Here is a 14,787-nt window from a genome sequence, read left to right on the forward strand (position 1 = left end):
TAAAAGGACGGAAAATCGTCATAAAAAAAGCTTCTTTGGTCATCAAAGAAGCTTTTTTTATATCAAATTGGATGGATAATTTGTTAAATTAATAAGCGGATAACCTGTACAAAGCGACGTTTATACCTTTCGTCCATATTGGATATGGTAACGCCATGTTCTTTGCCCGATGTGGAGTGGATAAATTTAAACTCGTCGCTGGAGTTGCAATATACGATGCCTACATGGCCAATCCGGCGGGTATGTTTCTTGGTGCCTGTAAACAGGATAATATCACCCGGCCGGGCATCCTCTAATCTTATTTTTGTGCCTACACCGATAAACTCGCATGATGAGCGGGGCACATTAAAGTTGAATTTCTTGAAAACATAACTAACAAAGCCAGAGCAATCGAAACCCACTGATGGATCGGAACATCTGGAACGATACCGGGTACCTAAAAGGGTTTGGGCGAAATGTAAAAGCGTATCCGCCGAAACGCTATCTGTTGATAAACTGGCATTTACATGCTTTATTTTATGAGTTAATTTAAATCTGCGCACATGCGTTTTGGAGAACAGCGATGTGGTAAGGCCTATAAAAAGAAGGAGGATCAAGTATTTACTCATATTACCCCGGCAATTTATAAAATTAAACTAACAGGCAATTAAAAGAACGAACAAGTTTTTTTAAACAATTTGTTAACATCGCTTTATGTAAAAGTATCCTGCATCTTGTATTGACCAGGGTTAACATTGGGTTCCTTTCAGGAGACCCTGATGGGACGTAATATGTTCCATTAGGAGCTAAAGCTTTGTAGCATATCATTTTCGTGAGATATTTTTGCTCCGTCAGGTGCAAAACCTATACATGGGCCTGGATCTGGGAGCAGATGTTTTGCGCCTACCGGAGCAAAAAGCACATAACTATCTGTTTTCTACAAAGCTATTCCCCCTATTGGGGGATTTAACTAAAAGATGAGTACACACCGTAGCCCACGGGAGGGGTGCGATGAACTGTGTGGCGGCAGGGAGGGGTTTCTACGCGCGATGCTTATCCTGTTCCATAACCCCCTTCCTCCCCTTCCCCAGGGAAGGAATCGCACAAGGGCTCTGGCTCTTTTGATAGCTGTCATGCTGAGCTCCGTCGAAGCATGGTGGCAGGCCTCTGCGCTCCACCCTTCGGCGGAGCTCAGGGTGACAGCCCGCATTCTTTCATTATACCTTTACCCGCAAAACCTCTTTTAAGCAAATAAAGTGGGTTTACATGTAAACCCACTTTATCGCTATAAAATATATTTAAATATTTGATTTTAAATTAGTTAACTAAATGTAAACCATAAAAAGTGTAAACCATGTAACCCCACTTTTATGACTCAAAAATCAATTATAACTTTAAGCCATATTTGTCGCTAAACTTTTTGTAAAGCTGTTTGTGGAGGTTATCCAGGTTGATGTTACGACCTTGTATAAAAGCGGTTTCCACATCCAGTCCTATCATATCCAGGGCATCTCCTTTGGATATAAAAAGGTTGGCATCCTTCCCGGTTTCTAAAGTACCTGTGGTTTTATCGATACCCAATATTTTGGCGTTGTTCAGGGTGATCATAGATAAGGCCTGCTCTTTGGTTAGGCCATACCCTACCGCCTGCCCGGCTTCAAATGGTAGATTACGCTGGCGCCAGAAACCGGTTCCGGTTAGGCCATAAAGTACGCCCCCATCCTGCAACAGCTTGGGTAATTTGTATGGCAGGTAAACATCGTCTTCGTCCCTATCCGGCAAAGCCTGGGTTTCGCGGATGATTACCGGCACATTATTGTCTCTGAGCAGGTCGGTAACCAGGTATGATTCCTTACCACCCACAATAACCGCAGCAATACCAAAACGTTTGGAGAAGGCTACTGCCTGCCCTATTTCTTTGGCATTATCAGCAATGATGAACAGCTTTTTTGTACCGTTAAATAAACCGCGCATAGCCTCAAAGCGGATATTGGTTACCGTGGGCTTAGCTATCTCGGTATAGGCCTTAGCCTGCTCAAACAGGCTGGTTATCTCATCTATCTTTTTCTGGGCACGCTGAGCTGGTGTTTCCTGCACAACCCCGGGTACCGGCAACGCGGCCCCTCTCCTTTCGCGGCCACTGGCGGCAACGGGCCAGTTTAAGTGAATGGCCATATCTTTTTTGTATGCCGCATCTTCCCAGTTCCAGGCATCTAACTGTACTACGGATGACTCCCCTGAAATTACCCCGCCATTTGGTGTAGGCTGAGCCAGTAAAATACCATTGGAACGCACCGTTGGAATAACTTTGGAATCGGTATTATAGGCTACCAGGGAGCGTACATGCGGGTTAAGGTCGCCGGTTTCTGTATCATCAACCGTACCACGGGCACCCTCTTCTATTTCAATCAGGCCTAAGGTGGTCATGGGTGCAATGAAACCCGGGTATACCTGTTTCCCGGTTGCATCAATCACATCCGCATCGGCAACGCTTGGTGCAGCGCCTTCACCAATACCTGTAATTTTGCCTTTTACAAAAGTGATGTAACCGTTATTAATTACCTGTCCGTTACCAATATGTATAGTTGCGCCTGTAATTACTACCGGCTTTGCCTGTGGTTTGGCTGGTGAAATATTCGCTTGTCCGTAAGAGAAGGAAATGCCAAGCAATAATCCTCCTAAACTTAATATCGTTTTTTTCATGTTAATTTTAAATAGGAAATTATTGCTCATTATGGTCTCTTGCTTCGCGTGCAGCCTGTTTTGCCCGCTCCATTTCTGTATAGTCGTCGGCTACCACAAAATTATCTTCTTCTACGCTTTCGCACTCGTAAAGCCTGCGACGGGTAGCAGTTGGTCTTTGCGTAGCAGCGCCCTTGCTTTTTGCTTCCAGCATTTTTTGTATGATACGGGCTTCATCAGCAGCTATGGCTTTTTGTTTTTCGACATCCTTTTCAATGTCCCAATACAATACGCCATCCACAAAAGTTTTTTCGGCAACGGCATAAACAGACAGCGGATCGGCCGACCATAAAACAATATCAGCGTCTTTACCAGGCTTGATACTGCCTATCCGGTTATCTACGTGCATCATTTTTGCCGGGTTCAGGGTCACCAGTTTTAAAGCGTCTTCCTCGCTCATGTGTCCGTAGGTTACGGCTTTCCCGGCTTCCTGGTTCAGGCGACGGGCCATTTCCGCATCATCCGAATTAAAGCCGGTTACCAAACCTACCTCATGCATCAGCTTACCGTTGTATGGAATAGCCTCGGCCACTTCGCTTTTGTATGCCCACCAGTCCGAAAATGTGGAACCGGCGATATTATGCGCCTTCATTTTATCGGCCACTTTATAGCCTTCCAATATGTGGGTGAAAGTGTTGATCTTAAAACCCATGGAATCGGCCACATGCATCAGCATATTGATCTCCGATTGTACATAAGAGTGACAAGTAATAAAGCGCTTGTTATCCAGTATCTCTACCAGGGCGTCCAGCTCCAGATCCCTGCGGGTAGTGCTTCCTTTTACGGCGCGGGCAGCTTTGTATTCTTTGGCACGTGTAAAGGCATCTATATATACTTCTTCAACCCCCATACGTGTTTGCGGGAAACGCAGGGCCGAATTATTGGCGACAGGCCCATTATTGCTACCTTTTACGTTTTCGCCCAGGGCAAATTTGATAAAGCCATCGCTACCTGCAACCTTGATCTCCTCGGGCAGCATGCCCCAACGGTGTTTGATCAGTTGCGTTTGCCCGCCAATAGCATTGGCCGAACCATGCAATATATGTGATGTGGTTACCCCGCCTGCCAGTTGACGGTACAGGTTGATATCTTCCGCGTCAATAACATCGGCTATGCGAACCTCCGAGGTAACCGACTGTGTGCCTTCGTTAATCCCGCCGGTTGCAGCGATGTGTGAGTGCTCATCAACAATACCGGCAGATATATGCTTGCCCGTAGCATCAATCACTTTTGCGCCTGCTGCCGAAAGGTTTTTACCTATCGCCTTTATTTTGCCATTTTCAAGCAAAACGTCGGTGTTTTTTAATATGCCATCCTTTTCATTTGTCCAAACGGTGCCGTTTTTTAATAACACAGTCTCGGCCTTGGGTATTTCGGTATTACCAAACGCGGTGAACGGATAAATAACTGGACCAACGCTTGCATTAGGTTTAGGAGTATCCTGTGAAGACCTGGATGCAGAAGCTGCGCCGGTAAACGTTGCTGTCCATTTACTTAATGAGCCATCCGGGAATATAGCATCCCCTTTCAAGGTTACGGGTGACGCAGAAGCGATATATCCGGATAGACGGATGATACCTTCGGGGCTTTTCTTATAATCAAAATAGATGCTTACCCGGTCGCCATTTCTGGTGATAGTTCCGCGGGTGCGGGTGCTATCCGTGCCAGAGCGTTTAACACTCGCCTCATACACGCCAGGCGTACCGCTGATGATTAAAGTGGTATTGGCAAAGCCGGTTCCATTAAGCTGATAATTACCCCGTAAGTCGGCAATATTCATTTTACTAACCACATACTGGCGGCCTTCTGTCCAGTTTTCATAGATGATATTATCCGGTTTAAACAGCTCGCCCGAAGTAATAATAAAGCTGGCCAGTTTGCCTTTGGTTAAAGTACCTACTTTGCCGGATACACCGAGTATTTCTGCCGGGATTGTTGTCAATGAATTTAGCGCCTGTTTTTCGCTCAATCCGGAGTTGATGGCCGTTCTGATGTTTGTCCAAAAATCACGGGCATTGGTCAGTCCGTATGATGTTATGGCAAATTTCACACCTGCTTTTTCCAGAACCCCGGGATTGGTTGGGGCCAATTCCCAGTTTTTCAATTGCTCATATTTAACAGTCCGGGCATCTATAGGATCCTCCACATCATAAGGCTCGGGGAAATTCACGGGAATAATGAACTCACTGCCTGTAGCTTTGATCGCGGCGATACGACGATATTCCAACCCATCGGTCTTGTAAATATAATGGCGGCCAAACTCTTTGGCTATTTTATCGGCCCGTAAAATACTTTGCGGGTCGGTTACTTCGAAAATCTGGGGCAGGTTTTGGGTACGGTTAAATTCATCCAGCGAAATATTGTATTCTGCTTTTTGTGTTTTATACCATTGCGCATCATAATAGGTTTGACGGAGTAATGCTATGCTCCCCATTAATGATGATGGATAATTGGTAGCAGCCGTTCCTTTGCTGAAAGAATAATGCGCGGCCGCCTGATCGTTCAGCATCACTAAATTATCGCGCTCATCGGCCAGGCTAACTACCACCGAAGTTCCGCGGGCGATGCCATCATGTATCAATGATTGTACGGTGCTAAAGCCGTTTTTCTTTAGCTCTTCGCCCTTTGCTGCATCACCATGAAATACCGTTTTGGCATTCATCTCAGGCTTGATGGATTCATTCCAACCATAAGCCCCTGGTTTGGTGGATACGGGTACGATAACCCGACCGAAACCACCGGCGCCGAAAGCTTGTCGAGGTTGTTCTGGTATACCGTAGGTGGTATAGGCATCAATAAGACCGGGGTAAATATATTTCCCATCCAGGTTAACTACAGTGTAACCTTTCGGGATAGGGATATCCTTGCCAACGGCTTCAATTATCCTGTCTTTAACCAATAGCGTGCCGCCACTTATGGTTTGATCAGCACTGGTAACTATAGTACCATTGGTAAACGCATATTGCCCCGGACGGATATCCCATGCACCGTTAACCGGGAAGGTTTCCTGAGCATTAGAAATTTTTAGAGTAAAAAAGAGAAAGCAAAAAAGTATTGTTTTTTTCATATGTATTGACTTACCCCTAAATTTATTAATCTAAGCTCTGAAAAAGAATAAATATTTTAATTATCATGGGTTTGTTACACTAAACCTGCCGTATTAATCCTTATGAATACCCATTTTAATAAATCTAAGCGAATTTCAGCACCATATAGCGATTTGAAAGCTTAAAAATTAATTACATTGATTAAAAAAACAAAAGGCTTTGCTGTTAATAACGGCAAAGCCTTCTGCAAATATTAATTTATTAAATAGCCTTTCTATTTTTTAATTATATCCCGGATTCTGGATCAATTTGAGGTTCTTATTTACTTCTGTTAAACTGATAGGTAAAAAGTACATCTTATCCAGCCATTGCCTGTTTTCGATACTGTTATCAATAACGGGCGTATAGGTATAGTTATAAACAGTTTCGTCATGCTTATATGGCGATGGAGCTGTTTGACCAGGCTTTAAGGTGCCGGTTACTGTTATAAAGATCAGCTTTCGGCCCAGGGTTGTGGGTGCTATCATCCAGCGGCGGGCATCGTGGTAACGTTGTTCTTCGTAAACCATCTCTACCCGGCGCTCATTGCGGTAACGCTGCCTCAAGGCATCGCCCGATTCTGTAAGGGCTGGCATCCCCGCACGGAAACGGATCTTGTTGAGCCACGTCCGGGCTTCGGCATCCTGACCTAATTCGATACAGGCTTCGGCATAGTTAAATACCGCTTCGGTATATCTAAAAAACGGCCAGGGGATAAACTGCTTGGTGTTATTATCAACCACATTCGGGTCTATGTCGATAAACTTCCGCACGTAGTAACCAGTCCAGCTGCCGTTCCAGTTTTCTATACTGCTTTGGCGGGTATCCAGACCGGCCAGCGTGCCCGAGCCTACCTGGTAACTTCCGGTTTGAATTTGATTAGCCGGGTCAACATTACCAGAGATCTTATCGCGTGGTTTCCATCCGGCTCCATCAAACAGAATAGAGGCATAGAACCTTGGATCCCTGTTTTTGTAGGGCGCGGCTTTATTGGCCGGGTTATTCCAGTCGAATTTAGTGCCATCGATATTTTCATAGTCGCTTACTAAGTTTTCAACCGGTGTATTACCTGCCCAATTGTGATAACCATTTGGGCCATTATTTAAACCTACGTTTTCTCCGCCCTCGTCTTTACCAGCAACAAAATAGCGGGCAAAAATAAGTTCGGATGCGGCAGTTGCGTCAACAAATGTGGCTTTACTGCCACCGCCCATCGCGATAGAGATATAGTTGGTTTTGGCATCATCAAAAGAAGCTGGTGCAGCTAAATTAAGTTTGTAGCCGGTACCCGCTGCATCTAAAACCGCTTTAGCCGCGTCTTTTGCCGCCTGCCAACGAGCCGTTCTGTCGCCGCTGATGTAACCTAATAGCTCGGGATGGGCGTAACCGCTGATCACACTTGATTTGGCTTTCGCGGTAGGGATATCGTGCAGATCGCTCGCGGCATATAACAATACCCTTGATTTTAAAGCCAGAGCAGCCGGTACAGACGTACGACCCTTATCCAGAGTTTTACCTGTTAGCAGCGTAACAGCGCTATCACAATCGGCAGTAATGAATTTGATACAATCGTCATAACTGTTTCGTGCTGCGGAATAATCAGCTTCGCCTAATTGGTAAACCTTGGTAATAATAGGTATACCACCATAATAGCGTACTAACTGCTGATAAAAATAGGCCCTTAAAAAATGAGCTTCTCCCTGCAGGCGTTCTTTGAGTGATTGATCAATTGGGGCCTTGGCCAGGTTTTGCAAAGCCACATTACAGGTGCGAATGCGGTTATACATGCTGCCCCATTCGTAAGTATTGTTTGTCCAGCCGATATTACTTGGGCCGAGGGTACCTTCATTAACGATATTGATACTTCTGCCGGGATGGGTAAATACAGCCTCATCTGACAGCGAAGCCAGCTCCTGTTCATCAAAGCCTCCGTTGCCTAAGCCGTTATAAATTTCATTTACAAAGGCGGTGGAAAGAGCGCCGTCTTTCCAGGTATCTTCAGAAGGCACTTCTGTTAAGGGCTTGGTATTTAAAAAGTCTTTCTTACATGAGGTAAGTAACGCGCCCGAAACAATTAATACAGTTAAAATAGGTTTGATTAAATTTTTCATGGTTTTCGTTATTAAAAGGTTACTCTGACACCGGTATTTAAAATTCTCGACTGCGGATAATACTGTCCGTTACCAGAAAGCGACTCCGGATCCCATATATGTAATTTGTCCCAGGTAATGAGGTTGAGACCACTTACATATACCCGTAAATTGCCCATGCCAATTTTTTGCGCAATGTTACCGGGCAGATTATAACCCAACTCCACGTTTTTTAAGCGGAGATAATTGGTACTTCTGTAGAAATAGGTATTGGCCTTATTACCCAGGGAGTACCAGGCATCGCCACGGTTGGCTATACGCGGGTCAACACTGCTTGGCTTATCAACCGTCCACTGGTGATCATAGGTATATTGCAGATAGTTACCGATATCGCCCGATTCTGTATCCACCGGCAGATAGCCACCTGTTGCGCCCTGGAATAATATCGACAGGTCGAACATTCGGTACTGCAGGTTAATAGCAAAACCACCTGTAAACTTGGGGGTTAAGCCCATATCCATTATTTTACGGTCGTCGCCATTAATTTTGCCATCGCCATTGATATCTTTAAACCGCAGATCGCCGGGTTTAAGCTGGGGGGTCATTTCGCTATAATCTACTTTATTGGCGTTGATTTCGGCCTGGTCTTTAAACACGCCATCGGCAACATATAAAAGCGGCGATCCGATGGGCATGCCTGTTTGCCGCTGATATGGAAGCACACCGGGCGCTTCATCCTGGTAGATGATCTTATTTTTAGCATATCCGCCGTTGATGCTCACATTATATTTAAGCTCACCTATCTTTCCTTTATATCCTATCTTAAACTCGTAACCCTTATTATTAACCTTGCCTATATTTTCGGGCGGTAAAAGGTTGCTGATACCAGTACTGGCAGGCGTTGAACCCTGGCGGGCCCAGAGTATATTGGTTCGTTTGTTGTAGAAGTAATCCAGCTCAAAATTAATGCGCCCTTCGAGCAGTTCTCCTTCTAAACCTATATCGTAGTTATTGGCTACTTCCCAGGTAAAATTAGGATTGGGTACCCTAAGCTCATATAATGTTTTGGCCACCTGGTTGTTTAATATATAACTCCCAAAACCATAGGTTGACAGGTATTGATTTTCCTGCAAGGTGTTATTAAAATATGGCTCGGCACCCATTTGGCCGTATGAGGCCCTTATCTTTAAGTAATTGATGGCCTTAAAATTGTTTTTCCAGAAATTTTCCTGCGATATATTATAACCTAACAAAAAGCCCGGAAAAAAGCCAAAACGGTGTGCTTCGGGAAAAATATATGACCCATCATAGCGCCATAAAAACTCGGCCAGGTATTTTTGTTTATAATTATAGGCCGCCCTGCCAAAATAGCTTAAGCGGGCACGGTCATAAGCACCACCGCCATTATCTTTTTCGGCATCGCCACCGGCAAATAACTGATCCACATCGGGCGAAAGAAAATAACGCCGGTAGGCACTAAAATAATCGTCGCTTATGGTTTCGCGGGTTACGGCGGCCATCAGGTTGAGGGTATGATCGCCAAAGGTGCGGTCGTAATTAACAAAGCCACCGAGTAAAACATTCAGTTTATTTTCGTCGCTTTGGGATAGCCGCGGATCGGTGAAGGTAGAGCGTACACTGGGCGTAAGTACCGGCGTTTTACCATCGGCCTCAAAGGATTGATGATCCCAGTAATACAGCGTCCATGGTGTCGACCATACCTTTTCCCGCTTGATATATTTATCAATAGAAGCTGTACCTGTTAATTTTAAGCCTTCTACCCCCGGAACCTGTATTTCTACCTTTCCATTGGTTTGAAAGTAATCCCTCCTGTCCCTGTCATACCCTGTTTTGTTGGTGGTAATCACAATCGGATTCTGGCCGTTTTCAATATCCGGGCCTGGCAGCCCGTTGGGCCAAACCTCCTGCTCTGTCGGTTTGCCACGCATCAGCATCCGGAATATAGAGCCCGCGCTTTGTGTAGGGAAATTACGGGCTTCCTCACGTGCCGTTACGCCAACGCTGGTATTGATATACTTATTTACTTTTGCATCCAGGTTTATGCGGAAATCATATTGCTTGTAACCCGTCGCGGAGTTTTTATAATAACCATCCTGGTTGGTATAACCCAGCGAGGTGAGGAATTTGAAGTTTTCTGAGCCACCATTTAACTGAAGATTATGACGGCTTTGAGGCGACCAGTTTTTTAACGTGGTTTTAAACCAATCGGTATTTGGATGGCCAAGCGGATCCGATCCATCGCGATACTTCTGTATATCGGCAGGCTGGATAATTTTGGATTTGTCTACATCTTTATAGCTACCCGTTTGTTGAAATCCCGCCCATGCGGGGCCCCACTCTGATGGATCAACAATAGAATATAAAGTAAGTTCATTGAGCATGGTTGCATACTCTGCTGCATTGGCCATTTTGGGTATCACCGTTGCCTGCGCCCAACCCTGGTTAAAATCATAGGAAAGTTGTGTTTTGCCTGATTTACCATGTTTGGTGGTAATCAGAATAACACCATTTGCCGCCCTTGAACCATAAATAGCCGCAGAGGCATCTTTTAGTACGGATATGCTTTCCACATCGGCCGAGTTTAAACGCTCCAAACCTCCGGCCCTGTCTGGTACACCATCAATAACCACCAAGGCATCACTGTTGCCCAGGCTGTTGGTTCCGCGGATGTGGATAGCTGATCCATCATAACCAGGCTCGCCGCTTGATTGTACCGCTGTAACTCCCGGTAAACGACCGGCCAGTGTATTTGACAAGTTTACCGTAGGCGATTTTTCCAACTCGGCCCCTCTTACAGCGGCTACAGCGCCTGTAACGGTTACCTTTTTTTGTACGCCATAACCTACTACAACAACCTCAGAAAGTCCTTTTGATGAGGCTTGCAATTTGATACTGATGGCATTTTTTCCATTAACAGGAACCTCTAAAGTATTATACCCAATGTAAGTTACCACCAGCGTTCCGTCATCGGGAGCGGTAATGGTAAAGTTTCCTTTAATATCGGTCACCGTACCGTTATTGGTACCTTTCACCATAACCGATACGCCTACCAGTTTTTCGCCCGTGGTCTGATCGCTTACATTACCGGAAATTTTAACAGGAGTATTTAGGTTATTTTTTCGCTCCGATATCGTTTTGGACGATATTTTCCGGGTATTAATAACATCAGCATGGGAAAATGGCACCCATATCAGCATTATTAATAGTTGGCACAAAATAGTTTTATAAACTTTTAGCAGGGGATAGCTCCTATCCAAATTGTGTTTCATAGCTTTTTTAATTAGTTAATAATTAATGCGTGTAATAAGATGTGCAGATACTTTCAGGAGGAAATCCATTAATCATGGCCTCTCTGACATTACATAATCGTTTTAGCTCATTTTCCCCATAGGCAATTGTTTTAGTTTATTTTTCACTAATTGGTTAATTCGATAAAAAGGCTGATATAGGCGATACCCGATACCGGGATGCCGTGGCAAGGGCAAATAATATCACGTCCTAATACTCAGGGGTGGAGTAAGAGGGTGCTGTGTACTATTGGCTGTTTCTGATAAAAAGTTGATAAGTGCACTTTATCAACCAGGCATTATCAGGTAAATGTTTAATTATCAATAGGTTTATACAGACATTAATTGTCCTAATAACACTTTTTCAATTGGCAGAGCTAATATAATAATATTTAAATAAGTTGTACACCGGGAAAGAATATTAATAAGCTATGTAAAATATTTTTGTTAAGACAAAAAAAAGACAATCCTTTAATCGGGTTCATTACAAGGTAATTAATGACAAAACAACATGTTTTTTCAATGAACCTGCGTCGAATACGGAAATTATAACAGTGTTTTTCAAAGGGTTCGCTTATTGAGGACCATTGCCTGAAAGGATTTATATGGATCAGTATTCTTCGACCATTATTAATGCTGTAGAGAAAGTAAAAACAGCAGTGGTCAAAATTGAACTTTTTAAACAACAAAAGGGTAAGGAACAACCTGTTGGCTCGGGCTCAGGGTTCCTCTTTTCTTCAGACGGGTACCTTTTTACCAACAGTCATGTAGTGCAGCAGGCAGAGATCATTAAGGTTAAAATGCATGATGGTGCCACGCACCTGGCTACCCTAATAGGTCAGGACCCCGATACAGACCTGGCCATACTTAAAATTTCGGCAGCGGACTTTGTGCCAGTACACATGGGCGATTCGGAAGCCTTGGCCATAGGTCAGCTGGTTATAGCCATTGGGAATCCCCTGGGATTTCAGCATACCGTAACAGCCGGAGTTGTAAGTGCCCTTGGCCGAACGCTTCAAAGCCAGAATGGGCGTCAGATGGATAGCATGATCCAGACAGACGCGGCTTTAAATCCGGGAAACTCCGGTGGGCCGCTAATTAATACCGATGGCGAAGTAATTGGCGTTAACACAGCCACCATAAATGGCGCGCAGGGATTATGTTTTGCTATCAGCATCAATACCGCAAAGGATATAGCCAGTCAGCTGATACGTTTTGGAAAAGTGAGAAGGGCCTACCTGGGCTTGGTACTACAACAGATAGACATTGTACCCAAATTACGCACAATAGCCGAAGTAGCTAATAAACAGGCCCTGTTTATTTCTGATGTGGCGAAGGGAAGCCCTGCAGATAAAGCCGGGATACAGAGCGGGGATATTTTATTCTCCTTTAATGATGTGGCTATTGAAAGTTCTGATGCGCTTTTTAAATTGCTATCCGACGAAAAAATCGGGCAATTTCAATTTATAGGTGTATTACGAAACAATTATAAAACAGAGTTTCGGGTTACCCCTGTTCAGAAGAATTGATTGGATGATGTGAGTTTGATATAAATAAACACTTATGTCATTTCGACAAACAGCGAGGGGCAACGTGGTGGGATGAGGAGAAATCTTTTGCGCCATGCAAAGCTTCAATTGCATGGCGCAAAAGATTTCTCCTCGTACCTCGTTCGAAATGACATGGATAGTTCATTAGCTTATGGTCGGTGTTATCACGACAAACCACCGGCTAACAAGCTATTTCCCCTTTATCAACTCAAGCGCTTTTCTCAGATCACCGGGCTTGGCTGTCAAATTTTTCCATGGGTCCTGGATCTTCTTTACTCTATCTGCCATGTTATAAATTGTGTAGTTGGATAGTTTAAGCTCATCATTCACTTCATGCCAGTGCAAGGGTGCCGAAACCGTTGCCCCCGGCTTGGGCCGTACAGAATATGGGCAGGCTACCGTTTGGCCGCGTCTGTTCTGCAGAAAATCAATATAGATCTTGTTTTTTCTTTTAGCGGGACTTCTTTCTATACTGGTTGTATCCGGTAGTTCCTGGTGGATGAGGCTGGCCGTGTACTCGGCAAACATTTTTACAAAATCGTAATCATATTTTGCCCCCAGGTAGCAATAAATGTGCAAGCCCTTTGAACCGGAAGTTTTGATAAAAACATCCAAATGCATGCGATCAAAGATCTCTTTGGTTTTTAAAGCGGCTTCTACCGCTTCAGTAAACGGCACATCATGAGGGTCAAGGTCAATCACCACAAACTCCGGGTTGTCCGGTTTTTTGTAGGAGCTTAACCAGGGATTTATTTCAATACAGCCCAGGTTTACCATATACAGCAAAGTAACAGCATCCTTCCCGATGATGTAGTTGATATCTTTATCATTGCTTTCAGAGTGCAATGGTTCGGTCTTTATCCAGTCGGGTAAATGCGTTACATCTACGTCCTTCTGAAAAAATCCACCATCTTCAATACCATTGGGTTGGCGGCGCATAGAAATAGGTTTATCTTTTAAATAGGGCACAATCCAGTCGGCCATGTGCTGATAGTAGTTGATCAACTCGCCCTTAGTTATCCCCTCCTCCTTCCAGAAAACTTTGTTCAGATGGGTTACTTTTAATTTTGTACGGCCAAATGCAATAGTTTCATCGTCGGCCATTTGTTTTTCTGGTGTTTCCATAATTACGTTCTCTGTTTCTTTATCTGCGCGTAGTCCTTTAAAAACAGGTTGTCTTAAATGGCCATCTGCTGTCCATTCAGCATACCAAACTTCGCAAACCAATTCTGGCCGCAGCCAGGTAACTTTACTTCTTTGATTAACTTTTTCTTTGAACGGCTTTTCATCCGTTTCCAAAGAATGTAACTTTCCGTACAGCTCTTTTAAGCCGGTATCATTAAAACCTGTGCCGCAATTGCCAATATACCTGATATTAGCACCTTCACGAATACCCAATACCAAAGCGCCAAAATGTTTTCTCGAACCCGATGGCGCGGTATAACCACAAATAATGGCTTCCTGCGAGTTGCGCGATTTAAATTTCAGCCATCTGTCTGATCGTTTGCCGCTGTGGTATGTGCTTTCTTCATCTTTACCGATGATTCCCTCCCAGCCCAGCGACAGTGCTTTCTTAAACAAACCGGCCCCATTGCCTTCTATATGCGTGTTGTAAATTATGGTGTTGCTGTTCAAGGGTTCAATCAGCGTTTGCAATAATTTCTTGCGTTTTACCAGTTCCAGCCCACGCAGATCATGTTCTTTCAGGTTCAACAGGTCAAATACATAATATTTAAGGATCAGGTTGGCGCTATCGCCCTCATAATGCTGAATATCCTGGAAACGGCTTTGGCCTTTTTTATCCTCAATCACCAGCTCGCCATCCAGTATGGCGTCCTGACCTATTTGCCTGAGCGCGTCTATTACTTTATTATACTTCTCACTAAAATCTATCCCGTTCCGCGAGATCAGTTTTGCTCCTTTTCCTGTGTGTCCGATGACCCGGTAACCATCCAGTTTACGCTCATAGATCCAGCCCTTCTGATCAAAAACTTTGCTCTCCAATTTGGCCATCATGGGCGTATAGGCTTTT

At 44.3% G+C, this 14,787-nt stretch carries 7 protein-coding genes; 1 reads left to right on the forward strand and 6 read right to left on the reverse strand.

Translation table 11 applies throughout. The annotated features are described in order from the left end of the window. Positions 1-83 precede the first annotated feature (83 nt). The 5 genes from FHW89_RS23030 to FHW89_RS23050 all read right to left on the reverse strand — a co-directional run bounded on the left by FHW89_RS23030 (position 84) and on the right by FHW89_RS23050 (position 11,187). Entirely contained in the window at positions 84-608 is a 525-nt protein-coding gene (locus FHW89_RS23030) for a C40 family peptidase (RefSeq protein WP_172337403.1), read from the reverse strand. A 757-nt stretch (positions 609-1,365) separates the two neighbouring features. Next, on the reverse strand, positions 1,366-2,682 hold the full coding sequence (locus tag FHW89_RS23035) for an amidohydrolase family protein (RefSeq protein ID WP_172337404.1): 1,317 nt from the start codon (positions 2,680-2,682) through the stop codon (positions 1,366-1,368). A 19-nt stretch (positions 2,683-2,701) separates the two neighbouring features. Continuing rightward, the gene (locus tag FHW89_RS23040; protein WP_172337405.1) at positions 2,702-5,788 is read right to left on the reverse strand and encodes an amidohydrolase family protein; all 3,087 of its coding nucleotides are present in this window, start codon (positions 5,786-5,788) and stop codon (positions 2,702-2,704) included. A gap of 261 nt (positions 5,789-6,049) precedes the next feature. After that, positions 6,050-7,918, reverse strand: a complete 1,869-nt coding sequence (locus tag FHW89_RS23045) for a RagB/SusD family nutrient uptake outer membrane protein (protein WP_172337406.1) — start codon at positions 7,916-7,918, stop codon at positions 6,050-6,052. An 11-nt stretch (positions 7,919-7,929) separates the two neighbouring features. Continuing rightward, a complete protein-coding gene (locus FHW89_RS23050) occupies positions 7,930-11,187 on the reverse strand; it encodes a TonB-dependent receptor (RefSeq protein WP_253952305.1) in 3,258 nt (1,085 codons plus the stop codon). Between the two features lie 623 nt (positions 11,188-11,810). On the opposite strand from FHW89_RS23050, the gene FHW89_RS23055 reads away from it, so the two are divergent. Continuing rightward, on the forward strand, positions 11,811-12,734 hold the full coding sequence (locus FHW89_RS23055; protein WP_172337407.1) for a S1C family serine protease: 924 nt from the start codon (positions 11,811-11,813) through the stop codon (positions 12,732-12,734). 210 nt (positions 12,735-12,944) lie between these two features. Here the strand turns inward: FHW89_RS23055 and ligD are convergent, their stop codons facing one another. Continuing rightward, positions 12,945-14,771, reverse strand: a complete 1,827-nt coding sequence (ligD, locus tag FHW89_RS23060; RefSeq protein ID WP_172337408.1) for a DNA ligase D — start codon at positions 14,769-14,771, stop codon at positions 12,945-12,947. Positions 14,772-14,787: the final 16 nt, after the last annotated feature.

It is taken from the genome of Mucilaginibacter sp. SG564, from assembly GCF_013149275.1.
In the GTDB taxonomy this organism is placed as follows: Bacteria; Bacteroidota; Bacteroidia; order Sphingobacteriales; family Sphingobacteriaceae; genus Mucilaginibacter.

What these genes read in the sequence shown, in the direction of transcription:
- FHW89_RS23030 (WP_172337403.1), bottom strand. Translation starts at nt 608, where the DNA reads ATGAGTAAATACTTGATCCTCCTTCTTTTTATAGGCCTTACCACATCG.
- FHW89_RS23035 (WP_172337404.1), bottom strand. Translation starts at nt 2,682, where the DNA reads ATGAAAAAAACGATATTAAGTTTAGGAGGATTATTGCTTGGCATTTCC.
- FHW89_RS23040 (WP_172337405.1), bottom strand. Translation starts at nt 5,788, where the DNA reads ATGAAAAAAACAATACTTTTTTGCTTTCTCTTTTTTACTCTAAAAATT.
- FHW89_RS23045 (WP_172337406.1), bottom strand. Translation starts at nt 7,918, where the DNA reads ATGAAAAATTTAATCAAACCTATTTTAACTGTATTAATTGTTTCGGGC.
- FHW89_RS23050 (WP_253952305.1), bottom strand. Translation starts at nt 11,187, where the DNA reads ATGAAACACAATTTGGATAGGAGCTATCCCCTGCTAAAAGTTTATAAA.
- FHW89_RS23055 (WP_172337407.1), top strand. Translation starts at nt 11,811, where the DNA reads ATGGATCAGTATTCTTCGACCATTATTAATGCTGTAGAGAAAGTAAAA.
- ligD (WP_172337408.1), bottom strand. Translation starts at nt 14,771, where the DNA reads ATGATGGCCAAATTGGAGAGCAAAGTTTTTGATCAGAAGGGCTGGATC.